A 23,442-nucleotide genomic window follows, 5' to 3' on the forward strand; every position below is an offset into this window, starting at 1 on the left:
AGAAAAGCATGTTTTCTGCCGGGTTTTTATGTTTTAGTCAGGAATACCAACTTTTTCGGTGCCCGTATCCCGCTCAGGACAGTATCTTTGTTTTCGGTAGCAAAACTATAATTCCCAAAAACCGTTCGTTCATGTCACTCAGCCCGCGGTTCATTGCGTTTGTTCTGGCCTTTTTGATCTCAGCAATCACTACTTCTTTTCTGACCTTTGTGCAGGACGTCACGAGGAGTATGCTCTTCGTAACGTGTGTATCAAGTTTTGTCGGTTCTTTTTTTCTGGTGCTCTATACCATCGAAATTATCGTATATAGAGAAGTCAATAAAATGTACCGGACAATTCACAAACTGAAACTGAAAGATTTCAACATTTCCCGCAAGGTATTGATCCGGGAAAGTAACCCGCTCAAACGTCTCAACGATGAGATTTTTGTGTATGTAGCCAAGAAACAAAAGGAGATTGAAGAACTTAAAAAACTGGAACAATTTAGAAGAGAATTTTTGGCAGATGTGTCTCACGAGCTCAAAACGCCCATTTTTGCCGCACAGGGTTTCATTCACACGCTGATAGACGGAGCCATTGACGACGAAAAGGTACGGGATCGTTTTTTAAAAAAAGCCGCAAAAAGCCTTGATGGTCTCGACGCTCTTGTGAAAGACCTTGTGACACTTTCGCAAATGGAAACCGGAGCCATTAAGATGAATCTGGACCGGGTTAATTTACGAGTCCTGACGGAGGATATTCTGGATCGCCTGGAAAAAATAGCGCAGGATCGGAACGTAACCTTGAAAATAAAACCGGATAAACTAACCGAAGTTTGGGTAAAAGCAGACGCCATGCGAATTGAACAGGTCATGATTAATCTGATCGAAAATGCCATAAAGTACAACAACGACGGCGGAAAAGTGATTATTCATTTTGACGAAGACAAAAAAAGTTACGCTGTTTCGGTGCGCGACAACGGCCCCGGTATTCCGCCCGAGCACCTTACCCGTATTTTTGAACGGTTTTATCGGGTCGAAAAAAGTCGCTCCAAAGAACGAGGCGGCACCGGGCTCGGGCTTGCCATTGTGAAGCACATTCTGAATGGGCACGGCTCAACGATTGCGGTAAAATCTCAGGTAGAAAAAGGAACAACTTTTACCTTTAAACTGGAAAAAACAGATGAATTTTAACACAAGTATAGTCATTCTTTCCCTTTGCTTTCTGGCCTGTGTAGCCGAGCCAACGCCCGCACCGCCACCTGTGCCTGAACTAAATGATTCAACAGGTGTGGCCCGATTTTTGTCTTTGGGCGACTCCTACACGATTGGCGAGAGCGTTCCCGAAAACGACCGTTGGTCTGTACAACTTGCCGCCTTGCTGCGCAAAGATGGTATTAATGTAGCTCCACCAGAAATTATCGCCCGCACCGGATGGACCACTGCTGAGTTAGCTTCGGCCATTGAACAGGCCAACAAACCCAGGCACTATCAGTTGGTATCGTTGCTAATTGGTGTCAATAATCAGTATCGGGGACAAAGTACCGAGCGATTCAGGACGGAATTTAAAGAATTACTCACTACCAGCATTGCCTTTGCACAAGGCCGCAAGCAGCGGGTTTTTGTACTGTCAATTCCTGATTGGGGCGTTTCGCCTTTTGGAGCCAACAGCGATCGTGCCAAAATTGCCCGCGATATTGATGCCTTCAATGCCGTAGCCAAAGAGGAGTGCGAGGCCGCCGGCGTTTTATTTATTGACATAACGCCTTTGTCTCGTTCGGGGCTCAATCAGGCAGATATGTTTGCTTCGGATGGACTGCATTTTTCAGGAAAAATGTATGGTCTTTGGGCCAGAGAAGCCCTTCCGGCAGTAAAGGCATTATTGAGTAAATAACTTTGGTACATCTTCTTTATCTATTTTCAACCATCCTTCATTTTTATCCATGTTTGTACATACTGTATTTTTTTGGCTTAAAGAAAAAGAAAATGAGCAGGCTCGGCAGCAGCTGCATGCAGGCCTAAAAGAACTGGCCACCATTGATGAAATTCAAACGGCTTATGTAGGCGCGCCTGCCGATACGCGTCGCCCGGTTATTGATCATACTTTTGATTTTTCGATCACGTTTGTTTTTTCGGACGACGCTTCGCAAGAGAGGTATCAGGTACATCCCGAACACCTCGCCTTTATTGATGCCTGCAAACACTTGTGGGAACGCGTTCAGGTCTATGACGCTGTTTCCTGAAAGAAACGGCACTACGAAGAACGGCTGACTCAGCATACAGAGTCAGCCGTTCTTCGTTTTAAAAGCAAAGACCGTTACAGGTTTAGCTGCAACGGTCTTTACTTTTATTTTTAAAATTTAATTCTCACTACACAAGACTCGAAGTGATTTTTGAGCCTAGGTACTCCCGATTCAGGCGGGCAATATTGTCCAATGAAATTTCCTTGGGGCATTCGGCCGAGCAGGCACCGGTGTTGGTACAAGCGCCAAAACCTTCTGAATCCATCTGAGCAACCATTTTCTCTGCCCGAATTTTACGCTCGGCCTGTCCTTGTGGAAGCAAAGAAAGCTGCGAAACTTTGGCCGATGTAAACAACATAGCCGACGAGTTTTTGCAGGCCGCTACGCATGCACCGCAGCCGATGCAGGCAGCTGACATGAAGGCTTCATCAGCCGATTCTTTCGGAATTGGCAAACTGTTGGCGTCGCGTGCGTTGCCGGTATTGATTGATACAAATCCTCCGGCAGAAATAATGCGATCAAAGGACGTACGATCTACCACGAGGTCTTTCACCACCGGGAACGCTGCCGCGCGCCAGGGCTCAACCACGATTGTGTCGCCATCCTGAAACGAGCGCATGTGAAGCTGACAGGTCGTTACACCTTTCAGCGGGCCGTGCGGACGTCCATTGATGTACATAGAGCACGTTCCGCAAATACCTTCGCGGCAATCATGATCAAATGCAATGGGTTCTTTGTTTTCAGAAACCAGTTTTTCGTTCAGTACGTCGAACATTTCCAGAAAGGACATGTCCGGTGAAATTCCGTCCAGAGAATAGGTTTCAAAGTTCCCTTCGGATTTTCCATTTTTTTGTCTCCACACCTTCAGGGTGAGGCTCATATTTCCTGCTGACATGAGTTGAAATTTTTAAGTGGTTGGTAGCAAATCGCTTACCAGATAAAATTTCGCCAGTAAGCGATTTTTTACAAAACAAACCGTTATTATTTATAGCTTCTTTGAGCAATTTTTATATTGTCGTACACGAGTTCTTCTTTGTGAAGTTCCCAGTTGCTTTCATCTTTAAACTCCCAGGCAGATACATACATGAAGTTTTCGTCGTCCCGTAGTGCCTCGCCTTCTTCGGTTTGGTATTCTTCGCGGAAGTGACCTCCGCAGGACTCGTTACGGTCGAGTGCATCGTGACACATCAGCTCGCCCAGTTCCAGGAAGTCAGCTACCCGGTTGGCTTTGTCCAGTTCAGGGTTAAAGGTGTTTTCTTCACCCATGACCTTTACATCTTTCCAGAACTCCTTACGCAGCGCCTGAATTTCGGCAATAGCTTCTTTTAGTCCCTGCTCGTTGCGGGCCATTCCGCACTTGTCCCACATGATTTTTCCCAGTTTCCGGTGGAAAGTCTCAGGAGACGTTTTACCCTGAATGGTAAGCAACTTTTTAATTTTCCCCTGAACTTCGGCTTCTACCTTCGCAAATTCTTCATGCTCGGTCGAAATAGCTCCCGTCCGGATTTCGCCGGCAAGGTAGGCCCCAATCGTATAAGGAATTACAAAATATCCATCGGCCAATCCCTGCATCAGGGCCGAAGCGCCCAGGCGGTTGGCGCCGTGATCCGAGAAGTTTGCTTCACCCAGGGCATACAAGCCCGGCACGGTGGTCATCAGGTTGTAATCTACCCAAAGGCCGCCCATTGTATAGTGCACCGCCGGATAAATCCGCATCGGAACTTCGTAAGGATCTTCGCCGGTAATCTGCTTGTACATATCAAACAGGTTGCCATATTTCTCCTTTACGACCGCTTTACCCAATTGCTGAATTAGCTCAGGAGTAGCATTTTCGATATTATTTTTATTAACCTCTCCCCGGCCGTATCGCTCAATAGCAGCGGCATAGTCCAGGTAAACCGCCATTTTGGAAGGTCCTACACCATATCCGGCATCACAACGCTCTTTGGCTGCACGAGACGCAATGTCACGAGGTACGAGGTTACCAAAAGCAGGATAGCGACGCTCGAGGTAGTAATCACGCTCTTCTTCCGGAATATCATTGCCGGGGCGGTTGTCATCTTTCTTTTTGGGTACCCAAATCCGACCATCGTTTCGGAGCGACTCCGACATCAGCGTCAGTTTGGATTGATGATCTCCCGATACAGGAATACAGGTTGGGTGAATCTGCGTAAAGCAGGGGTTTCCAAAATAAGCGCCCCGCTTGTGCGCGCGCCATGCGGCAGTTACGTTACAGCCCATGGCATTGGTTGAAAGGTAAAATACGTTTCCGTACCCACCTGTACATAACAAAACAGCGTGTGCTGAATGCCGTTCCAGTTCGCCCGTTACCAGATTGCGGACAATAATGCCCCGGCATTTGCCGTCGATATTGACCACGTCCAGCATTTCGTGACGGGTATACATCTTGACAGCTCCGATACCAACCTGCCGCTGCAAAGCTGAATAAGCTCCCAACAGTAACTGTTGGCCGGTTTGTCCGGCTGCATAAAATGTACGCTGTACCTGTACTCCACCAAACGAACGGTTGGAGAGCAATCCGCCGTACTCGCGGGCGAAAGGAACACCCTGCGCTACACATTGGTCAATGATACTGCCCGAAACTTCGGATAACCGGTAGACGTTGGCTTCGCGCGAGCGGTAGTCGCCCCCTTTTATAGTGTCATAAAACAAGCGATAGATTGAATCGCCATCGTTCTGATAATTCTTGGCTGCATTAATTCCCCCCTGAGCGGCAATGGAGTGAGCCCGGCGTGGGGAATCCTGAAAGCAAAATGCTTTGACCTGATAGCCCAGCTCAGCCAGCGAAGCAGCGGCAGAAGCCCCGGCAAGGCCTGTACCAACGACGATTACCTCGATCCGGCGCTTGTTGGACGGATTGACCAACGGAACAGACGAGCGAAACTTGGTCCACTTGGTATCCAGCGGGCCGTCGGGGATTTTGGCATCTAAATGAGATGAAGTTGCCATTATATATTAGGGTTTAATGAATCAATTAATTTTATTGCATCAAATGTTGTACGAAAAAATAGATCGGCATGGCGGCAAAAGCCACCGGGATCAGGATTGCAAACAGCCACACGCCCACAAAATCAAAAAGTGGGTTGTACTTGGGGTGATTGGCGCCCAAGGTTTGCATGGCACTTCTAAATCCGTGAATCAGGTGCAACGACACCGCAACCATTCCCAGCACATAGAACAAAACCAGCAAAGGGTTTGAGAATGCCTCCTGTGCTTCTACATACAAGTCTTTGACAATAATTGTTTTGGTGGTATTGTCATCATTCAGCTTTTCTTCCATTTTGCTGTTCAACACGAAGTCTGCGGGCATGTTTTCCGTGTTTACGACGGTTCCCTGCGCCAGATCGATGGTGTAGCTTTTGTAGGGCAGATGGCCAAACTTGTACTCATACCAAAACTCGCTCATGTGAACAATAATGAAAACGAGCAGGACGGTACCCAGCACAGCCATGTTTCGGCTCGACCAGCTACTTTGATTATTGATCCTGGCGTAATTGGTGGTTCCACGTGCTTTCCGGTTAACGTAAGCCAGGTAAAACCCGTAAAACGCATGGATCAAAATGAAGGCATACAAACCATACGAAATGGTCTTAATCAGTGGGTTAGTGGTCATAAAGACCGTGTACATGTTAAAAGCCAACCCTTCGTCCGATTTAAAAAGCTGCAGGTTGCCGACAGCATGAACGATCAGAAAAGTACATAGAAAAAGGCCCGTAAGAGCCACAATTAGTTTTTTACCAATAGAACTTGATAACGTTTGTGTTAGCCACGACATAGCAAAACGCGTTAAAATTTGTGCAATAAATAGATGAGATTATAACCTTTCAAAGGTACACGACAAACCTGTCCGACACAATAAAAGCCTTTCTATTTTGCACAATTGCCAATTATTTATAATGATTTTAAGTTTTTGAGGAATTAACAGTTTGTACAAAATAATTGTTTGGTTTGTGCACGGACTCAAAAGCGAGTTTTTACCAGAAATCGGTATATTCACTTTTGCAGGGAATAAATACATATTTTTTCCCTGCTTGTTCGTTCAAATGTATATTGAAACCGTTAAGCAGCCTTCCCATGCGCCCACTACTACGTTTTATATTTTTTTCACTCTCTTTTCTTTTACTTGTCTCTCAGGCACAGGCTACGCACGTAAGAGCCGGTGAGATTACAGCACGGCGAATCTCGACGACTTCCCTGACTTACGAAATAACTTTTACCGGATATTTTGATTTACAGAACGGCAGACCCGCGGCTGATGCGCAGGTAGACGTCCAGTTTTTTGTGGGCAGCACCGGGCCAATCGTCGTGCCAAGGCTGTTACCTATTGCCGAAATTGGAAATAATACTTCTCGAAACGAATATACATTTACCTACACCTTCCCGGCTCCGGGACGATTTGACATTTCGGTAAATCTTGACAAACGAAATAATAATGTACTTAACATTGGTCCTCCACCTACTCAGGAGCTTAGTTTTTATATAAAAAGTACATTGGTCATTAATGCGAGCCTTGGCCAAAACCGCACGCCTGTGCTGCTGAATGCGCCTATTGATCTGGCAGCAGTCGGACAGCGTTACATACACAATCCGGGCGCTTTTGATGCCGACGGCGACAGCCTTGCCTATCGTTTGGTAATTCCTCAGCAGGGAATTGCGGGCAGGCCCAACGGCAGCAATGTCCAGTATGCTGACCCCAATCAGGTGCAACCCGCCGGTCCTACCGAAAATGGCACCTTTCCGCCAACATTCGGTATTGATGCTCTCACCGGTGATCTCACCTGGGACGCTCCCTCCGTGCCCGGTTTTTATAACGTAGCGTTCGTAGTAGAAGAATGGCGAAACGGCATCAAAATCGGAGAAATTGTGCGCGATATGCAGATTATCGTAGTAGAAGCCCGCAACGACCGCCCCCGGCTCGATTCTATTCCTGACCTGTGTGTAGAAGCCGGATCCTTGATTCAGCAGGCTATTAGAGCCACTGATAAAAACGGAGATCGCCTTATTTTGACTACAAGTGGCGGGGTTTATCGGGCCGATCTGATTGATCCGCAGGTGGCAATTTTCCAGCCCAATCAACCTCCGAATCCATTGGGCGAAGCGGGCGGTGTATTCAGGTGGCAAACCAGTTGCGACCATATCCGGCTGGAACCTTACGATGTATTATTTAAGGTAGAAGATAATGCGGGGCCTAACTTTCCTAATCCCAATTTATTCAGAAAACTAGTTGATATTAAATCTTTCCGAATTCAGGTATATGGCCCCAAGCCCCAAAACCTGACGGCTGAACCAATCGCTGATGCGGCCGGACGGGCCTTTCGCCTAACCTGGGATCCGTACCAATGCCAGATACCGGGTGCCCAAATCGTCATTTATCGCAAAGAAGGATGTTCTGATTTTGAGGCAAATGCCTGTCAGCCTGGTCTGCCTGTTTCGTTGGGCTATCAGGAAGTAGGGCGGGTAGCGGTGGGTGCTATCAGCTATGTAGATAACAATGATGATCAGGGGCTTCGCCGGGGTGTACTGTATAGCTACCGTCTCGTGGTGGAGTTTCCGCGTCCGGGTTCTAACATAAATGAGCCGGGCTATCTGAATGGCGGCGGCAGTAGTTTACCGTCTTCCGAATTTTGCCTGGATTTGCCTCTGCTTATTCCGGTAATTACAAACGTAACCGTAGACTCAACCGGTACTACAAACGGACAAATTACGATCAAATGGACTCGGCCCATTGGTCTTTCCCCTGACGCCCTTAACGGCCCTTCACAGTATCGGCTTTTCCGCGCAGTGGGTCTTACCGGCACTGACTATACACAGATTGCAACGATCAATACACAGCTAGTACCCGGCGCTGCTGATACTCTTTTTGTAGATAGAAATCTCAACACAACCCAAAATGCTTATCGGTATCGTCTGGAATATTATTTTACTGAAAATAATGCGCTGGTCAAACTTGATGACGGCGAACCCGCAAGCAGCGTCCGACTGGAACAGGGCAATGCGGAATCCCGACAAATACGATTGCAGTGGACGGCCAATGTGCCGTGGATGAACACCAACCAAAGGCACAAGGTGTATCGCGAAGACCCTGCCAACCCAGGTGTATTTAATCAAATTGCAGAAGTACCCGTACAAGGCCCCGAAACGTTTTCATACATTGATGACGGCACCGACCGATTTGCGGCAGACGGTGATATTTCGTTGCAACTATCTGCCGATTCGACCTATTGCTACAAAGTAGAAACGGTTGGAACCTACGGGAATAATCGAATTCGTCCGGCTATACTTTTGAATCTTTCCCAAATTATTTGCGTCACACCGCTCGATACCATCCGCCCCTGCCCACCAGTGCTAAGCCTTGACACCCTGGATTGTGCTACTCTGGAACCTGATGCGTACTGTGACCAAACAACATTTACCAATAATTTATCGTGGATTTATCCGGCTCAGAACGCTCAAAATGAAGAGTGCGATCCTAATATTGTTCAGTATAACATTTATTACGCACGCTTCGCCGATGAGCAACCTGCCTTGCTCACATCCGTAGTGCCCCCTCCTACGCCACCCTCTACGACCTTTGCTCATACGGGCCTGACGTCTTTTGCCGGATGCTATGTGGTAACGGCTGTCAATCGTTTTGGAAATGAAAGTGCGCCCAGTAATTTGGTATGCAAAGACAACTGTCCGCAGTTTGCATTGCCAAACGTATTTACTCCCAATGGTGATGGACGAAACGACGTATTCCAACCGCTGAATTGTCCTGCCTTTGTCGAATCTGTTGAATTCAGAGTCTTTAATCGCTGGGGAGTGAAAGTGTTTGAGACAACTGATCTGGGTATTAACTGGAACGGTAAAACCAACGGTGGGCAAGACCTCGCCGCCGGACAGTACTACTACGAAGCGATTGTTACGTTCACATCAGTAAACCGCCCCTCGGAACCGTTGGTGTTGAAAGGCTGGATTCAACTTTTGCGCTAGCTCATGAACGTTGTCTATTTTGATGGAGTCTGTAATCTGTGCAATAGTGCCGTCAACTTTTTGATTGATCGGGATAAAAAAAAGCGGCTATCTTTTGCATCCCTTCAATCGGAAGCAGGCGTAGCAATTTTACGAAAGCAAGGTTTACCGACCGATACCTATGACAGTTTTCTGTTCCTGAAAGGAGATCAACTCTATACAAAATCGGATGCGGTACTTGAAGTGGTCCGTATCCTGGGTAGCGGCTGGCAACTGCTGTATATCTTTAAAGTAATTCCCCGCACTTTACGTGACCCGCTCTATACATGGGTTGCGGCCCGACGGTACCGGTGGTTTGGAAAACGAGCGGAATGCCGCCTGCCTACTCCGGAGCTGCGGGCAAGGTTCCTGTGAAGCGCTTATTTCCTGAATTGCCCCGTAATGCTTTTCTTTGTAGCCCGATTCACCTTGAATCGGGCTTTTTTTGAATTCAATACGTACAAATTTCTTTAACCAGTCATCAATCTATGAACGCATACGTTTTTCCGGGTCAGGGTTCACAATTTCAGGGAATGGGAGCCGAACTATACAAAACCACTCCCCTGGCCAAAGAATTATTTGACAGAGCTAATGAAATCCTGGGGTTTGACCTCGTCCGTACGATGTTTGAAGGAACCGACGAAGACCTCAAACAGACCAATGTTACCCAACCCGCCATTTTTCTACATTCGGTAGCTCTTGCGAAGGTTACGCCCGACTTCCAGCCTGATATGGTAGCGGGACATTCCCTTGGCGAGTTTTCGGCACTAGTTGCGGCGGGTGGTATTTCTTTTGATGATGGACTTCGGTTGGTGGCACAACGTGCCGACGCTATGCAGAAGGCCTGTGAGCTCCGCCCCTCCACAATGGCCGCAATTTTGGGACTTCCTGATGCCATTATTGAAGAAATCTGCGCATCAATAAAGGATGATGTGGTCGTTCCGGCAAATTTTAATTGCCCGGGACAAGTCGTAATTTCTGGTACAGTTGAGGGTGTGCAACTCGCCTGCGAAAAACTAAAAGCAGCCGGCGCAAAGCGGGCATTGATCCTTCAGGTTGGGGGTGCTTTTCACTCTCCGCTGATGGAACCTGCCCGCGAAGAACTCGCCGGAGCCATTGCACGAACGGCATTTACTACGCCTCAATGCCCTATTTATCAAAATGTTACTGCTATGCCTTCACAAGACATAGACGTTATTAAAACTAATCTTATTGCCCAACTCACGGCCCCTGTTCGCTGGACGCAGTCGGTAGAAAAAATGGTACAGGATGGTGCCACGCATTTCATTGAATGCGGACCCGGGAAGGTACTACAAGGACTGGTAAAAAAGATTTCGACGGGTATTGAAACAGCAGGATTATAATTTTTTTTCAATTAATACTTGACAGGCAATTCCAATAATACTACTTTTGCACCACTATTTAATTGAATGATTGGCAGGTGGTGTAAAGGTAGCACAGGAGATTTTGGTTCTCTTAGTCAGGGTTCGAATCCTTGCCCGCCAACGGAATGCCCCAAAAACCTCGTTTACGCACTGTAAACGAGGTTTTTTTACGTTGCAATATCTTCCCAATTTACAACAGGGGCCATTTGTGGCCACTTTTATACGTATTACTTCCCAGTCTCTTCCCAATTTACAGGCATACAAAAAACCAGTTCAAGCGCTATATCACATACCTACAAATCAAAATTCAATACTATCGCCCACTTGAATATCATGTAAATCGCAATATCCGGCATTTACCTCTACTACATATTGTGCCTCGCCCAGCGATGGGAGACTTTCTTCCGAAAAGGGTTGAGCATTTTTTTGAATGGAAACTATTTTCCGGGCCTGATCTACATAAATTATATCCAATGGCATTTGGGTATTTTTCATCCAAAATGCCTGTGGTTCGGCACGCTCAAAAATAAACAACATGCCCGTGGAGTCTGGCAGGTAGGGCCGGTACATCAATCCTTTGGCGCGCTCAGCTTCATTTTCAGCAATTTCAACATCAATTTTTTTTAGAACCCTTCCATCCCGAACAAAGCGCAGTTCGCCTTCTTTTACAAATACAGGATCGTTGGTCTTAGCCGTTTCGGAATCACCAGAAGAAGGCTCATTCCTGTCCTTTTTAAGGAACGGAACTAAAACATACCCAAGACCGCCAATGATAAAAACGGTTAGCAAAATATAAGCAAAGTAAGACTGTTTGGTACGCATACGTATATAATTAGAAAATTCTCAATCAAAAATTTAAGCATTTGATTATCAATAGTTTGAATTTATTTAAAGCCTGAAAAGTTCATTGAAGGTTGTAGGATAATCAATATTTTGCGTTTAAGGTATGAACATTACCTACAATATTCCAGGCAAAATCTTACACCCTAATCAGTACGATTCATACATGATTGACTTCATGTGTATCAACTACTTTCGCACCTCAATTTGAAAAATGACTTCGTTTTATTGAAACAGAACGTCTGCTTTATCGCTCCTGAAATAAAAATTGAACTATAAAAAACTACTTCGGGCAAGGGAATATAACGTTTATCTTCAAGGCAATAGTTGAACCAGTGTGGAGAAAGCAAAGAGCTCCTTTTAAAGAATCACCTGATAATCAAATAATTAATTTACTCAGACCACGGACATCATCTCTTAATTCGATACAAGTAGGGCGCTTTGTTTGATGCTCCTGTGTATTTTTTCTCCAAACGCTCCAAAACCTTCAAATCTAAAATTTTCTTCTGAAAGTTATTTCGGGCGTAGGTCTCTTCAAAAATGGTTTCGTACAAATCCTGTACCTCCTTCATCGTAAAGGATTCGGGCAGAAGGTTTAGCACAATACTATTTGTGTTAAGATTTAATCGTAAAGATTCGAGCGCTTTGTTAATCATTTCCGCATGATCCATCATCAGGACCGGTAGCTCGTGTACATTGTACCACTCCATTGATTCGTCCAAGGCTGTTTTTTTTGGTGTAACTTTATTAATATCTACCAAAGCGTAGTAACCCAAAGAAACAAATCGGTTGGTAAGCCATTCAAAATCTGCCTTCGAAAGTGTCATTTCACCGATAAAATGCTCCTGATTGAGCTCTATCACTTCTTCCAGAAATTCTCTGTTAGTCCGGTTTGCCTGACCAAAGTTTTTAAAATGCGCCAGAAAGATGTTTGACATGCCCGTTCGTTCTTCCAGAATCCGATGCGCTGCTTCGTCTATCCCTTCTTTTTGAAGAATAAATCCGCCCGGTAGCGCATAGAAATTTCCTTTAAAATTCAACTTCGAAACCAATATTTTAAGCGTTCGTTCCTGATAGCCAACTATCACACAGTCAATGGCAAGCTGGGGAATATATGTTTGATTATTGAATAGATTCATCAGAAATACGGCAATAAGTATTTAAGCAAAATTATATTAGGTTTATAAGTATCACAAAGTATTGATTTACAACAACATAATCCCTAATGACTAATAACCTAATAGCTAACAACTACTTATGGTTTAAGTAAAGGTACTCCTCCTCCTTAAAAAACACCATTTGCATTTTATAAATATTCAAAGAAAAAATAGTTAAAAACTTTATTGTCTATTTTTGTAGACTATATACAAATCTCCTTACCTTTGTTTTATAAAATATAAAATTAAAGCTAAGGACTCACCAACCAACTAATAAAGAAAGCAGACATCCTTCCCGACACGCTATTTTTCAGCATTACTTCCATGATTTTTTATAAGCAACTAGATACATGAAATATTTCTTCGTTATAACAGCAATTCTCTTCGTGGGTGTATTAAATTCCTTCGCTCAAAATGCAAGTACTACAAAAGCATCAGAAATCATCAGGTTAGAATCTATCCCATCATCATCAGATATGATTTGGGAAGGAGGAGAACGCACATTAATTTCGGAATGGGACAAATTGCCAACAGTTTCTAATGTATCAACTCCAAGCCTTGCGGCATTCTTACCAGACCCCTCAAAAGCCAGCGGAATGGCTCTAATTATTGCACCGGGAGGCGGCTTTCATTCTTTGAGCATAGATAATGAAGGTAATTTTTTGGCTCAATGGTGCGTCGAACATGGTATTGCAGCATTTGTCTTAAAATACCGCTTAGTTCCAACCGGCGAAAATCCTGGTAAGGAATTTATGGAAAAACTGGAAAAGGGTCAGGAAAAATTAGATGCCGATATGGCCCCGTACATAAAATTGGCCAACGCTGACGGATTGGCGGCGATAACGTATCTGCGGGAAAATGCGGCGAAATACACAATTAATCCAGCAAAAATCGGAATTATAGGATTTTCGGCAGGTGGCACAGTGGCTGCGAACGCCGGACTAAACTATACCTCTGAGAAAAATAGACCCGATTTTTTTGCACCGATTTATGCGGCTATGCATGTATTGGATTTGACAAAATTAGCCCCTAAACCAATGCCATTATTTATGGCCGTTGCGAGTGATGATTTCTTCGGTTTTCAAAAGCAGTCTATTGAGCTATACAAAACGTATAACGTAGCCAAACAGCCGGTAGAATTGCATATTTACGAAAAAGGCAATCATGGATTTGGTATGAAAAAGCAGAATCTGCCAAGTGATGAGTGGATTAATGCATTCAGAAAATGGTTAGAGTCACAAGATCTGATTTGAATAAAATAGCTTTAAATTAACTCAATAGTATTGTCAAAACCACCTGCGTTCATGAGCTTTTGAAACTGGTAAGCAGCTGCCCACTTACCAGTAGTTCTATTCCTCGTAGGCCCAGTCGATGCGGTGTTTCATGTCCCGAATTACGAGCCCCTGATTTTTGAAGTACGAACGTATTTCGTCAACCTTGTCGTACTGCTGCGCTGCTTTATGTTCGCGATACAGGCTAAGCATTCCCGTCAGCACCGACTCTCCCTGCGTGGGTTCTTCCTGTAAACCTAAAACCTCTTCGAAGAATAGAATAAAATTGTCTTTCAGGAGGTTAAATGTTTCTTCACCCAAAGCTGCCGACCGTACCTGATTCATGTAGAGCATGTTCACGTACTTCAATAAATTAAATAGATGAGCGATGGCTACGGCCGTATTCAGGTCGTCGTTCATACCGTCATAAAAGCCCTGAATGGATTTTTTTATATCCTCAATCTTCTTCTCATCCAAAGGCACATCTGCCTCAGTTACAAAGGCTTGCATTTTTATGACGCGTAAACCATTGGCTAATCGTTTAAATCCTTTCTGAGCCGCTTTAAGGGCTTCATTGGAAAAATCGAGCGTGCTGCGGTATTGACTTTGCAGCATAAAAAACCGCACGGTCATGGGACTATACGGCTGTTCGAGCAACGGGTGATTGCCGCTAAACAACTGTGCCGGCAGAAAAGAATTCCCCAACGACTTGGACATTTTCTGTCCATTGACCGTCAGCATATTGGTATGCATCCAATACCGAACCGGCTCGATGCCCGTAAGGCCGGTACCTTGCGCAATTTCGCATTCGTGGTGCGGAAATTTGAGGTCCATGCCGCCTCCGTGAATATCAAACCGATTGCCCAGATATTTGGTACTCATGCAGGTACATTCGAGGTGCCAGCCCGGGAATCCGCGACCCCAGGGTGAGTTCCACTGCATGATATGTTCGGGGGATGCATTTTTCCAAATCGCAAAATCCAGCGGATTTCGTTTTTCTGATTGGCCGTCGAGCTCGCGCGTTTCGTTAAGCAAATCTTCCAGAATTCGGCCCGAAAGCTTGCCATAATTGTTTCCTGCCTGATTGTAGGCATTTATATCAAAATATACCGAACCATTGGATTCATAGGCCAACCCCTTTTCGATCAGCAACTGCACGGCTTCAATTTGCTCAATGAGGTGTCCCGTGGCGGTAGGCTCAATGCTGGGAGGAAGCGTATTGAAGTCCTCCATGACCTTATGAAAATCGTTGGTATAGCGCTGCACAATTTCCATGGGTTCCAGCTTTTCGAGCTTAGCCATGCGTCCGATTTTGTCTTCGCCTTCGTCGCCATCGCCTACCAAATGACCTACGTCGGTAATATTGCGCACATACCGAACTTTGTAGCCACAATGTAACAAATACCTGAACAGTAAGTCGAAGGTCATAAACGTGCGTACATTTCCAAGGTGCGCATTGTTATAAACCGTCGGGCCGCATACGTACATGCCTACGTACGGTGGAGCAATGGGTTCAAAGAGGTCTTTTTGACGGGTAAGCGTATTATAAAGCTTCAGCGGCTGTTGTGTTGTCATGAAAGGGATTATGTTTTGGTTTTTCCTGACGGAATTGGCGGCACAAAAATAGGTAATTGCCAAGGATTGACCGCCAAAAATTGCATCTTACCGCCACCGCCTTCATCGGGTTCAGGGGTTTTCCTTATCTTCGCAGAGATTTTTTTATTCAAAAATACTGACGAACCGTATTAGTAACTGCATGAAAATTGTAGAAGTAGGAACCGATTCTTTTTTTCGTAGTGAATTTCTTCAGCTTCCCGTGCGGATCTACCGGCACAATCCTTACTGGATTCGTCCTTTGGATAAAGATATTGAGGCAATTTTTGACCCTCACAAAAACAAATTATTTTCGACCGGCGAATGTGCCCGATGGCTCGTTATTGATGGGAGCGATCAGACGGTGGGCCGGGTGGCGGCATTTATTAATCAAAAAACGGTGCACGCCGGCAATGAACAGCCCACGGGAGGCATGGGCTTTTTTGAATGCGCCAACAGTCCCGAAGTCGCACGATTATTGATGGATACCTGTCGGAATTGGCTTGCCGAACGAGGGATGGAAGCGATGGATGGGCCAATCAATTTTGGCGAGCGCGACAGTCGTTGGGGCTTGCTTGTGGATGGCTACGACAAAGAGCCTACCTACGGCATGGACTATCACATGCCCTACTACCGGGCATTTTTTGAGGACTACGGATTTCAGAATTACTTTGAGCAATACACTTATTACCTTCCCATGCGGGAAGAAAAAGTACGTCCGCTGCTACATCCGGCCGTTTTTGACCGCGCCCAAAGAATTTTTGCTACACCGGGCTATGATTTCCGGCATGTAAAGAAAAATGAACTGGCAAAATTTGCGGAAGATTTTCGGATCATCTACAACAAAGCCTGGGCCAAAAACCTGGGCACAAGCGATATGAGTACCGAGCAGGCACGGGCGTTGATGCAGCGCATGAAGCCGATTCTGGAAGAAGAGCTGATGTGGTTTGGGTATTACAATGACGAACCCATGTCATTTTTTATCATGCTGCCGGAGTTGAATCAGATTTTCAAGCATGTAAACGGAAAGCTGGATTGGATCGGGAAATTAAAGTTTTTGTACCATACCTACCGCAAAACCAATCATCGGGCTTTTGGGGTGATTTTTGGGGTGATACCCGAATTTCAAAAGAAAGGAATTGAATCAGCTATTGCGCTGGCCTATTCAAAAGTAGCCTGGAAACCCGGCTATCAATACACAGATCTGGAATTGAACTGGATTGGTGATTTTAATCCTAAAATGCTGAACTTTGCCAAAATGCTCGGGGGAGTCATTCAAAAAAAACATCTAACCTATCGCCTTCTATTTGATCCTTCAAAAGAGTTCAAAAGGCATCCAATAATTTGATTGACAAGCTACTATCTACGACTATTTATTTTACGTTTTACTTATAAATCGCAGCGGCAGACCGCTTTCTATTTTCAATCTCTATGAGTTTACTTACTGTTGGATCTGTGGCCTTTGATGCCCTCGAAACGCCCTTTGGCAAAACTGATAAAATTATTGGCGGTGCCGCAACTTACATTACGCTGGCTGCTTCTTACTTCACAAAAGCCAATAATCTGGTGGCAGTTGTAGGCGGAGATTTTCCTCAGGAAATGATCGACCTTTTTGTCTCACACGGCATCAATACCGAAGGTTTGCAGATAAAAGCTGATGGAAAAACTTTCTTTTGGTCAGGTAAATACCATACGGATATGAACACCCGCGACACGCTGGATGTACAGCTTAACGTTATGGGCGATTTTGACCCCGTCATTCCTGCTTCTTACCAGGGTTGCGAATATCTGATGCTGGGAAATACCGCCCCGGCCATTCAGAAACAAGTACTCGACCGCATGGAGAAACGCCCCAAACTCGTGATGCTCGACACCATGAATTTTTGGATGGATATTGCCATGGACGACCTGAAAGCGGTTTTGCCATTAGTTGATGTCCTAACCATCAATGATGAAGAAGCCCGAATGCTATCGCAACAATATTCGCTTCGCAAGGCAGCGGCAATCATTATGGAGATGGGCCCCAAAACGCTCATTATCAAAAAAGGCGAACACGGCGCGCTACTGTTTCAGGGTGACCGCATTTTCTTTGCTCCCGCTTTGCCTTTGGAAGAAGTTTTTGACCCAACCGGCGCCGGAGATACGTTTGCAGGTGGCTTCATTGGCTACCTCGCCAGTACCGATGACATTTCTTTTGAGAACATGAAACGGGCCATTATTTACGGCTCAGCCATGGCTTCTTTTTGCGTAGAAAAGTTTGGCAGCGAACGTTTGGTAAATCTTACCGAAAAAGAAATTGATAACCGCGTACTTGAATTTGTAAGCCTTGCCAGCTTCGAAATCCGTTAACTATTTGCGAACGCAGATCGTGCTTTACCTGCGGTCTGCGTTCGTTTTTAATTTTGTAAAAATCGGACAATCCGCCGAATGGGCACCGGGCAGATAGCCTGTACTCATCAGAAATTCTCCTACGATTTCGCCTCCCGTAAATCTAAAATTTTTCTTAAAAAGCTTGACCCATTCTGGCTTAGTCAAGGGATGATGCGCATCGAGCCAACCCTTCCATGATCCGTAGTCTTCCCGAAGCGCTACAATACGCTGAGCATTAAAAATAGCAGCATTTATTTTCAGTCGATTACGAATAATTCCGGCGTCATTCAGCAGGCGCTCAACATCCTGAGCGGTGTAAGCGGCCACTTTATCAATTGAAAAACCATCGTAGGCCTGCCGAAAATTTTCTTGCCTGCGCAACATCAGCGTCCAGCTTAATCCTGCCTGATTAATTTCCAGAAGCAACCTTCCAAACAACTCGTCGTCCTCCGCAATCGGGAAACCGTAGTGGTAGTCATGGTAGTGCTTATGCAACCGAAAATCAGCTGAATCCAAGGCGTCAGGATCATTTACAAAAGAACAGTACGACATAGTAAATTGGTGGCTCGCCAGAGCGCATTAGTCAGTCATTCGTTTATTTTTTCTGCGAATTTTACTCTTTACCCAGGGGTATCCCCAATAAACAAGATGCGTTGCGCCAATGCCGACGCCTGCTCCAAACAATACATCGGATAGCCAATGTTCATTTTTCATAATTCGTAGGGCACCTACCGAGCTTGCTACGGCATATCCTCCCACGCTATACCACATGCTGCGGTGTCCATATTCCTTATGCAGAAGTGTGGCCGAAGTAAAAGCCGCCGTAGTATGCCCCGAAGGAAACGCATCAAAACCCGACGCATCAGGCCTGGGATAACGTGCTACAAGTTTAAGACTTTGAGTAACACCCTGTGCGGTAACGTTGGCCAATAAGGTTAGAAGCAGTTGTTGTCCGGGCATGTGCCTCCCTTTGACACCAGCAGCTCCCAGGCCTAAACTTAGAGCTGCCGGGGCAAATGGCAGAAATTTATCGGCCTGAGTATGTATACCACCGGGATACCTGTCCACAACCTGATGCTGCAACTGACGACTTATTTTTCCCTGCACCAATAGCCCACTCGTAGCCAAAGTTGCCGGAATAATAAGTGCTTTGACGGGAAAAGCCTGCCGCAACGTATCGTCCTCCGACTGCCCCTGAACCGGAGTCATGCAGGCAAGCAATATCCAACACAACCCAAGAAATTTCTTCATAAAAACAAATGATCCAGCTTCCCAGGAAACATAATTAGCCGATAGTTTGAACGGACTTTTTTAGTATAAATTTATTGTTCAAGAATGCTGCACCGCTTCCTGAATCCGAATTAATTGGGTAAGCAGACCTTCCAACTGATCAAGCGGGAGCATATTGGCACCATCAGACTTAGCCTCGGATGGGTTAAAATGGGTTTCAATAAACAGCCCATCAGCCCCTACGGCAATTGCCGCTTTGGCGATCGTCGCAATGAGACGCGGCTTGCCACCCGTAACACCGCTGCTTTGGTTGGGCTGTTGCAGGGAATGCGTACAATCCATCACCACAGGTACTTCAAATGCCTGCATTTCGGGAATATTCCGAAAATCAACGACCAGATCTCCGTAGCCGAAGGAATTGCCCCGGTCGGTCAGGATTACAGCTGAATCCGGGTTGGTGTCCTTTATTTTTTCAACGGCAAACTTCATAGAGCTTCCCGACAGAAACTGACCTTTTTTGACATTAACCGCTTTTCCTGTTTGGGCAGCGGCAACCAGTAAATCGGTTTGGCGACAAAGAAAAGCCGGGATTTGTAATACATCCACATACTCAGCGGCCATCGTAGCTTCGTGCGCCTCGTGCACGTCAGTGACCGTCGGTATACCAAAGGTCTGACCTACTTCCTGTAAGATTTTCAGGGCTTTCTCATCACCAATGCCCGTGAACGAATCAAGCCGGGTCCGGTTGGCTTTTCGATACGAACCTTTAAAAATAAATGGAATTTTGAGACGATCCGAAATGCCGTGTATGTGCTCAGCAATACGCAGAGCCATATCCCTGTTTTCAATGGCACAAGGGCCGGCCATCAAAAAAAAATGGCCGGAATTGGTATGTTTTATATTCGAAATTGGCGACATAAACGTAGTTGTCCTGACGTTAAAAGATTTTTCAAAGATAGCGTTCTCTGCCTTCTTCTGTGTTTGATGGGAACCTTTGACCGCTCAATATTTTGTAAGCGACTGATTTTCTGATATTTTTTTAATCTGTTAAGACCCTGACCAAAAGCGTGCCTTTAAAATATTGTTTGACAAAATGATTTGAAATATCTTTCTTTGTGGCGTTTTTAACCAAAAAGCGTTCAAAAAATGTCAGAAATCGCAGAAAGAGTTAAGCAGATCATCGTCGAGAAACTTGGCGTAGAAGAGTCGGAAGTTACGACCGAAGCTAGCTTCACCAATGATTTAGGAGCCGACTCTCTTGATACCGTAGAGTTGATCATGGAATTTGAAAAAGAATTCAATATCTCAATTCCGGACGATCAGGCTGAGAACATCGGTACGGTAGGTCAGGCGGTAACCTATCTGGAAGAAAACGTGAAGTAATTTATTGTTTTACTATCCGTATCATCTTCACCCTTAATCTATTTTATGAGTTTCAAACGCGTTGTAATTACTGGTATCGGTGCCCTTACACCGGTCGGAAATGATGCTCCCACCTTTTGGAAGAATTTAGTGGCTGGTGTCAGCGGAGCTGCCCCAATCACCCGATTTGATGCCGAGCGGTTTCGTACCCGCTTTGCCTGTGAAATAAAAGGCCTTGATATCAATGATTACATTCCGCGTCAGGAGGCTCGTAAAATGGACCCATTTACCCAATATGCGGTCATTGCGACCGATGAGGCTATGAAAGACGCCGGCTTTGATACCGATAAACTGGATCTGGACAAAGCCGGCGTTATTTGGGGTTCGGGAATTGGAGGTTTAAAAACCTTCGAAGATGAGGTAATGAATTATTCGGAAGGTGGGCGCAATCCACGCTTCAATCCGTTTTTTATCCCCAAAATGATTGCCGATAGCGCCTCCGGGGTTCTATCAATCCGGTATGGGTTTCGTGGCCCAACCTTCATCACCGTTTCTGCCTGCGCTTCGGCCACCAATGCCCTCATTGACGCCTACTATTACATCCGGTTGGGTGTAATGAAGGTATGCATCAGCGGCGGCTCAGAGGCTGCCGTAACCAATGCCGGCGTAGGTGGTTTTAATGCTTTAAAAGCGCTCTCCGAACGCAACGACTCTCCCGAAACCGCTTCACGGCCTTACGATAAGGATCGGGACGGATTTGTCCTTGGAGAAGGCGGCGCAGCACTTATTCTTGAAGAATATGAGCACGCCAAAGCTCGCGGAGCAAAGATTTATGCCGAAATGATTGGCGCGGGCATGTCATCGGATGCCTATCATATTACGGCCCCGCATCCTGATGGAATCGGTGCATTTAATGTGATGAAAAATGCCCTGGAAGATGCTGGCATTCAGCCGGAAGAAATCGATTATATCAACACCCACGGCACGTCAACACCTATTGGCGATCCGCAGGAAATCAAAGCGATTGAGCGGTTTTTTGGGGATCATGCATTCAAAATGAATATCAGTTCCACCAAATCCATGACAGGCCACTTACTCGGAGGTGCCGGAGCCATAGAAGCGGCTGCCTGTATTATGGCAATTCAGGATCAGGTAATTCCGCCAACGATTAATCATTTTACAGACGATCCTGAAATCAACCCTCGTCTGAACCTAACGTTCAATACGTCTCAAAAGCGTGAGGTCAAGGTTGCTCTGAGCAATACTTTTGGTTTTGGTGGACATAATGCATCCGTTATTTTCAGAAAACTGGAAGATTAATTACTACTAATTCTATGCATCTTGGCTAAGCGAATTTTATTACCGATCCTCTCGCTTTTCAAGTCAGATAGTAGCCCTGCGGAAAAGAGTTTCAAGAAATCCATAGAATTAATTCTGGGAGAGAAGCCCGCCAATATCCGTGTGTATCAACTGGCTTTCAGGCATACGTCAGCCTCTCGCGAAACTGCCATCAAGGGATTCAGAGAGTCGAACGAACGCCTTGAATACCTTGGAGATGCCGTGTTGGGCATGGTAGTTGCCGAATTTCTTTTTACCAAATATCCCTACAAAGACGAAGGCTTCCTGACCGAAATCCGCTCCCGCATTGTCAATCGGGAAACGCTCAATCAAATTGCCCGCAAACTAGGCCTGGATCGGCTCATTGAGTACGACGGCAACCGCCGCGGCATGTCGCCCCGATCGTCTATGTATGGCGACGCCCTCGAAGCATTTGTGGGCGCTATCTACCTGGATAAAGGATTCCGTTTCACCAGAAAATTTATTCTCAAAAAACTTCTTGCGCACTACGATCTCGAAGATATTATTCAAAATAATATCAACTTCAAAAGCCTCATTATCGAATGGGCACAACGTGAAGGCAAAGAAATCAGGTTTGAAGTACTGGAAGAAAAAGGCAATCGGCATCATCGCGAATTTATCTCGCAGCTAGTTGTTGAAGAAGTAGCGTTCACTACCGGCAACGGCTTCACCAAGAAAAAAGCCGAACAGGCTGCTGCCGAAAAAGCCTGCGAGCAATTGGAGCTCAAATAATCTTTTCCTTGTGCCGCTGTTGCACAAATTACCCCTTCTTTCGTATTTTTTTATCTGAAAACACCCGTCTGAGGTATAATTTCCCATCTTTCGTAAAAGGTGTGGAATAATTTCTCGCTACTACTCGTGTCAACTTTTCACACAGAAACATGCCACTATGTCTGTATAAATTGGTAATCTTTAACCAATTCGGACATTTTGACAGAAGTTTTTATGTAAAAGGATCATGGAACAGGAATTTAAAATAGCGTATTGTAGTGTCAGAAAAAACACCGTAACAATACGCTAACCTTTAAATAGTATCACCCATGAATACCTTAGTAAAAAACGGAAATCATCAGTATCCTGGATTTTTTAATGGCTTTGTAAACAAAAGTCTGATGAATGAGCTGTTTGAACCAGCCTACAACGGTACTGCACCAGCTGTAAATGTGGTCGAAAATGAAAATAGCTTTCGTATTGATGTAGCAGCACCAGGGCTTCAAAAGTCTGATTTCACCATCAACCTTGACCAAAACCGGTTGACGATTGCCTCCAAGAAAGAGCAAAGTGAAGAAGAGAAAAATGAGAAATACACCCGTCGTGAGTTCCGCTACGCTTCTTTTCAGCGGACATTCACACTGCCCGCAACCATCGATAGCGAACAAATCAGCGCAACCTATACGGATGGGATCCTTCATATAGAGCTTCCCAAGAGAGAAGAAGCAAAGGCTCGGCCCAATCGCACGATTGAGATCGGTTAATGCGTTTGAACCCAACAGGCCAAAGGCGATTTCTCTGAACCGAAATCGCCTTTGGTTGTTATAGTATGTAAGGTGATAGACGTAGGCGGATGTGGTATGATTCTTTTTTTAACAATGAGTACCTTTGTTAAAAATTGTTAAAACCCCTCCACAAAGGAATGATAAACG

At 45.4% G+C, this 23,442-nt stretch carries 22 protein-coding genes and 1 tRNA gene; 14 read left to right on the forward strand and 9 right to left on the reverse strand.

Annotated features, from left to right (window positions below; genetic code table 11):
- The first annotated feature begins 131 nt into the window (after positions 1-131).
- The 3 genes from EZE20_RS00650 to EZE20_RS00660 are packed head-to-tail and all read left to right on the forward strand — an operon-like array spanning position 132 to position 2,221.
- Entirely contained in the window at positions 132-1,172 is a 1,041-nt protein-coding gene (locus EZE20_RS00650; protein ID WP_132113425.1) for a sensor histidine kinase, read from the forward strand.
- On the forward strand, positions 1,162-1,872 hold the full coding sequence (locus EZE20_RS00655; RefSeq protein WP_132113427.1) for an SGNH/GDSL hydrolase family protein: 711 nt from the start codon (positions 1,162-1,164) through the stop codon (positions 1,870-1,872). Before EZE20_RS00650 ends, EZE20_RS00655 begins: the two co-directional genes overlap by 11 nt.
- A gap of 49 nt (positions 1,873-1,921) precedes the next feature.
- Positions 1,922-2,221, forward strand: coding sequence for a Dabb family protein (locus EZE20_RS00660; protein WP_132113429.1), 300 nt, complete (start codon positions 1,922-1,924; stop codon positions 2,219-2,221).
- A gap of 127 nt (positions 2,222-2,348) precedes the next feature.
- Here EZE20_RS00660 and EZE20_RS00665 read toward each other — a convergent pair whose 3' ends face one another.
- From EZE20_RS00665 to EZE20_RS00675, 3 genes are all read right to left on the reverse strand, one after another.
- Positions 2,349-3,101: a succinate dehydrogenase/fumarate reductase iron-sulfur subunit gene (locus EZE20_RS00665; protein WP_199879865.1), complete on the reverse strand. Its 753-nt coding sequence runs from the start codon at positions 3,099-3,101 to the stop codon at positions 2,349-2,351.
- Positions 3,102-3,202: 101 nt separating this feature from the next.
- Complete coding sequence (locus EZE20_RS00670; protein WP_132113433.1) at positions 3,203-5,191, reverse strand: fumarate reductase/succinate dehydrogenase flavoprotein subunit; 1,989 nt, start codon at positions 5,189-5,191, stop codon at positions 3,203-3,205.
- Positions 5,192-5,222: 31 nt separating this feature from the next.
- A complete protein-coding gene (locus EZE20_RS00675) occupies positions 5,223-6,017 on the reverse strand; it encodes a succinate dehydrogenase cytochrome b subunit (protein ID WP_132113435.1) in 795 nt (264 codons plus the stop codon).
- A gap of 299 nt (positions 6,018-6,316) precedes the next feature.
- Here EZE20_RS00675 and EZE20_RS00680 point away from each other — a divergent pair, with 299 nt between their 5' ends.
- From EZE20_RS00680 to EZE20_RS00695, 4 genes are all read left to right on the forward strand, one after another.
- Positions 6,317-9,214 (forward strand): T9SS type B sorting domain-containing protein, encoded by a 2,898-nt coding sequence (locus tag EZE20_RS00680; RefSeq protein WP_132113437.1) that lies wholly within the window; start codon positions 6,317-6,319, stop codon positions 9,212-9,214.
- Between the two features lie 3 nt (positions 9,215-9,217).
- Complete coding sequence (locus EZE20_RS00685) at positions 9,218-9,607, forward strand: thiol-disulfide oxidoreductase DCC family protein (RefSeq protein ID WP_132113439.1); 390 nt, start codon at positions 9,218-9,220, stop codon at positions 9,605-9,607.
- A gap of 113 nt (positions 9,608-9,720) precedes the next feature.
- A complete protein-coding gene (fabD, locus tag EZE20_RS00690) occupies positions 9,721-10,596 on the forward strand; it encodes an ACP S-malonyltransferase (RefSeq protein WP_132113441.1) in 876 nt (291 codons plus the stop codon).
- Positions 10,597-10,667: 71 nt separating this feature from the next.
- Positions 10,668-10,738, forward strand: a tRNA-Gln gene (locus EZE20_RS00695).
- 179 nt (positions 10,739-10,917) lie between these two features.
- Here EZE20_RS00695 and EZE20_RS00700 read toward each other — a convergent pair.
- On the reverse strand, positions 10,918-11,439 hold the full coding sequence (locus EZE20_RS00700) for a DUF192 domain-containing protein (RefSeq protein WP_132113443.1): 522 nt from the start codon (positions 11,437-11,439) through the stop codon (positions 10,918-10,920).
- A 428-nt stretch (positions 11,440-11,867) separates the two neighbouring features.
- Positions 11,868-12,596, reverse strand: a complete 729-nt coding sequence (locus EZE20_RS00705) for an NUDIX hydrolase (RefSeq protein WP_132113445.1) — start codon at positions 12,594-12,596, stop codon at positions 11,868-11,870.
- A 368-nt stretch (positions 12,597-12,964) separates the two neighbouring features.
- On the opposite strand from EZE20_RS00705, the gene EZE20_RS00710 reads away from it, so the two are divergent.
- The gene (locus EZE20_RS00710; RefSeq protein ID WP_132113447.1) at positions 12,965-13,867 is read left to right on the forward strand and encodes an alpha/beta hydrolase; all 903 of its coding nucleotides are present in this window, start codon (positions 12,965-12,967) and stop codon (positions 13,865-13,867) included.
- A gap of 96 nt (positions 13,868-13,963) precedes the next feature.
- Here EZE20_RS00710 and cysS read toward each other — a convergent pair whose 3' ends face one another.
- The gene (cysS, locus tag EZE20_RS00715) at positions 13,964-15,460 is read right to left on the reverse strand and encodes a cysteine--tRNA ligase (RefSeq protein WP_132113449.1); all 1,497 of its coding nucleotides are present in this window, start codon (positions 15,458-15,460) and stop codon (positions 13,964-13,966) included.
- Between the two features lie 181 nt (positions 15,461-15,641).
- Between cysS and EZE20_RS00720 the strand changes: the two genes are divergently transcribed.
- Positions 15,642-16,826: a hypothetical protein gene (locus tag EZE20_RS00720; RefSeq protein ID WP_132113451.1), complete on the forward strand. Its 1,185-nt coding sequence runs from the start codon at positions 15,642-15,644 to the stop codon at positions 16,824-16,826.
- Between the two features lie 83 nt (positions 16,827-16,909).
- The gene (locus EZE20_RS00725) at positions 16,910-17,827 is read left to right on the forward strand and encodes a PfkB family carbohydrate kinase (protein ID WP_132113453.1); all 918 of its coding nucleotides are present in this window, start codon (positions 16,910-16,912) and stop codon (positions 17,825-17,827) included.
- 24 nt (positions 17,828-17,851) lie between these two features.
- On the opposite strand, the gene EZE20_RS00730 is transcribed toward EZE20_RS00725, so the two are convergent.
- The 3 genes from EZE20_RS00730 to kdsA form a co-directional block, all read right to left on the reverse strand.
- On the reverse strand, positions 17,852-18,400 hold the full coding sequence (locus EZE20_RS00730; RefSeq protein WP_132113455.1) for a DNA-3-methyladenine glycosylase I: 549 nt from the start codon (positions 18,398-18,400) through the stop codon (positions 17,852-17,854).
- Positions 18,401-18,427: 27 nt separating this feature from the next.
- A complete protein-coding gene (locus tag EZE20_RS00735; protein WP_132113457.1) occupies positions 18,428-19,099 on the reverse strand; it encodes a phosphatase PAP2 family protein in 672 nt (223 codons plus the stop codon).
- A 78-nt stretch (positions 19,100-19,177) separates the two neighbouring features.
- Positions 19,178-19,996 (reverse strand): 3-deoxy-8-phosphooctulonate synthase, encoded by an 819-nt coding sequence (kdsA, locus tag EZE20_RS00740; RefSeq protein ID WP_132113459.1) that lies wholly within the window; start codon positions 19,994-19,996, stop codon positions 19,178-19,180.
- A 228-nt stretch (positions 19,997-20,224) separates the two neighbouring features.
- Here kdsA and EZE20_RS00745 point away from each other — a divergent pair, with 228 nt between their 5' ends.
- The 4 genes from EZE20_RS00745 to EZE20_RS00760 all read left to right on the forward strand — a co-directional run bounded on the left by EZE20_RS00745 (position 20,225) and on the right by EZE20_RS00760 (position 23,274).
- Positions 20,225-20,461, forward strand: a complete 237-nt coding sequence (locus tag EZE20_RS00745) for an acyl carrier protein (RefSeq protein WP_132113461.1) — start codon at positions 20,225-20,227, stop codon at positions 20,459-20,461.
- Between the two features lie 45 nt (positions 20,462-20,506).
- Entirely contained in the window at positions 20,507-21,760 is a 1,254-nt protein-coding gene (gene fabF / locus EZE20_RS00750; protein WP_132113463.1) for a beta-ketoacyl-ACP synthase II, read from the forward strand.
- A 21-nt stretch (positions 21,761-21,781) separates the two neighbouring features.
- The gene (rnc, locus tag EZE20_RS00755; RefSeq protein WP_132113465.1) at positions 21,782-22,531 is read left to right on the forward strand and encodes a ribonuclease III; all 750 of its coding nucleotides are present in this window, start codon (positions 21,782-21,784) and stop codon (positions 22,529-22,531) included.
- Between the two features lie 308 nt (positions 22,532-22,839).
- On the forward strand, positions 22,840-23,274 hold the full coding sequence (locus tag EZE20_RS00760) for an Hsp20/alpha crystallin family protein (protein ID WP_132113467.1): 435 nt from the start codon (positions 22,840-22,842) through the stop codon (positions 23,272-23,274).
- Positions 23,275-23,442 lie beyond the last annotated feature (168 nt).

The organism is Arundinibacter roseus (assembly GCF_004348825.1).
GTDB lineage: Bacteria > Bacteroidota > Bacteroidia > Cytophagales > Spirosomataceae > Arundinibacter > Arundinibacter roseus.

What these genes read in the sequence shown, in the direction of transcription:
- EZE20_RS00650 (WP_132113425.1), top strand. Translation starts at nt 132, where the DNA reads ATGTCACTCAGCCCGCGGTTCATTGCGTTTGTTCTGGCCTTTTTGATC.
- EZE20_RS00655 (WP_132113427.1), top strand. Translation starts at nt 1,162, where the DNA reads ATGAATTTTAACACAAGTATAGTCATTCTTTCCCTTTGCTTTCTGGCC.
- EZE20_RS00660 (WP_132113429.1), top strand. Translation starts at nt 1,922, where the DNA reads ATGTTTGTACATACTGTATTTTTTTGGCTTAAAGAAAAAGAAAATGAG.
- EZE20_RS00665 (WP_199879865.1), bottom strand. Translation starts at nt 3,101, where the DNA reads ATGAGCCTCACCCTGAAGGTGTGGAGACAAAAAAATGGAAAATCCGAA.
- EZE20_RS00670 (WP_132113433.1), bottom strand. Translation starts at nt 5,191, where the DNA reads ATGGCAACTTCATCTCATTTAGATGCCAAAATCCCCGACGGCCCGCTG.
- EZE20_RS00675 (WP_132113435.1), bottom strand. Translation starts at nt 6,017, where the DNA reads ATGTCGTGGCTAACACAAACGTTATCAAGTTCTATTGGTAAAAAACTA.
- EZE20_RS00680 (WP_132113437.1), top strand. Translation starts at nt 6,317, where the DNA reads ATGCGCCCACTACTACGTTTTATATTTTTTTCACTCTCTTTTCTTTTA.
- EZE20_RS00685 (WP_132113439.1), top strand. Translation starts at nt 9,218, where the DNA reads ATGAACGTTGTCTATTTTGATGGAGTCTGTAATCTGTGCAATAGTGCC.
- fabD (WP_132113441.1), top strand. Translation starts at nt 9,721, where the DNA reads ATGAACGCATACGTTTTTCCGGGTCAGGGTTCACAATTTCAGGGAATG.
- EZE20_RS00700 (WP_132113443.1), bottom strand. Translation starts at nt 11,439, where the DNA reads ATGCGTACCAAACAGTCTTACTTTGCTTATATTTTGCTAACCGTTTTT.
- EZE20_RS00705 (WP_132113445.1), bottom strand. Translation starts at nt 12,596, where the DNA reads ATGAATCTATTCAATAATCAAACATATATTCCCCAGCTTGCCATTGAC.
- EZE20_RS00710 (WP_132113447.1), top strand. Translation starts at nt 12,965, where the DNA reads ATGAAATATTTCTTCGTTATAACAGCAATTCTCTTCGTGGGTGTATTA.
- cysS (WP_132113449.1), bottom strand. Translation starts at nt 15,460, where the DNA reads ATGACAACACAACAGCCGCTGAAGCTTTATAATACGCTTACCCGTCAA.
- EZE20_RS00720 (WP_132113451.1), top strand. Translation starts at nt 15,642, where the DNA reads ATGAAAATTGTAGAAGTAGGAACCGATTCTTTTTTTCGTAGTGAATTT.
- EZE20_RS00725 (WP_132113453.1), top strand. Translation starts at nt 16,910, where the DNA reads ATGAGTTTACTTACTGTTGGATCTGTGGCCTTTGATGCCCTCGAAACG.
- EZE20_RS00730 (WP_132113455.1), bottom strand. Translation starts at nt 18,400, where the DNA reads ATGTCGTACTGTTCTTTTGTAAATGATCCTGACGCCTTGGATTCAGCT.
- EZE20_RS00735 (WP_132113457.1), bottom strand. Translation starts at nt 19,099, where the DNA reads ATGAAGAAATTTCTTGGGTTGTGTTGGATATTGCTTGCCTGCATGACT.
- kdsA (WP_132113459.1), bottom strand. Translation starts at nt 19,996, where the DNA reads ATGTCGCCAATTTCGAATATAAAACATACCAATTCCGGCCATTTTTTT.
- EZE20_RS00745 (WP_132113461.1), top strand. Translation starts at nt 20,225, where the DNA reads ATGTCAGAAATCGCAGAAAGAGTTAAGCAGATCATCGTCGAGAAACTT.
- fabF (WP_132113463.1), top strand. Translation starts at nt 20,507, where the DNA reads ATGAGTTTCAAACGCGTTGTAATTACTGGTATCGGTGCCCTTACACCG.
- EZE20_RS00760 (WP_132113467.1), top strand. Translation starts at nt 22,840, where the DNA reads ATGAATACCTTAGTAAAAAACGGAAATCATCAGTATCCTGGATTTTTT.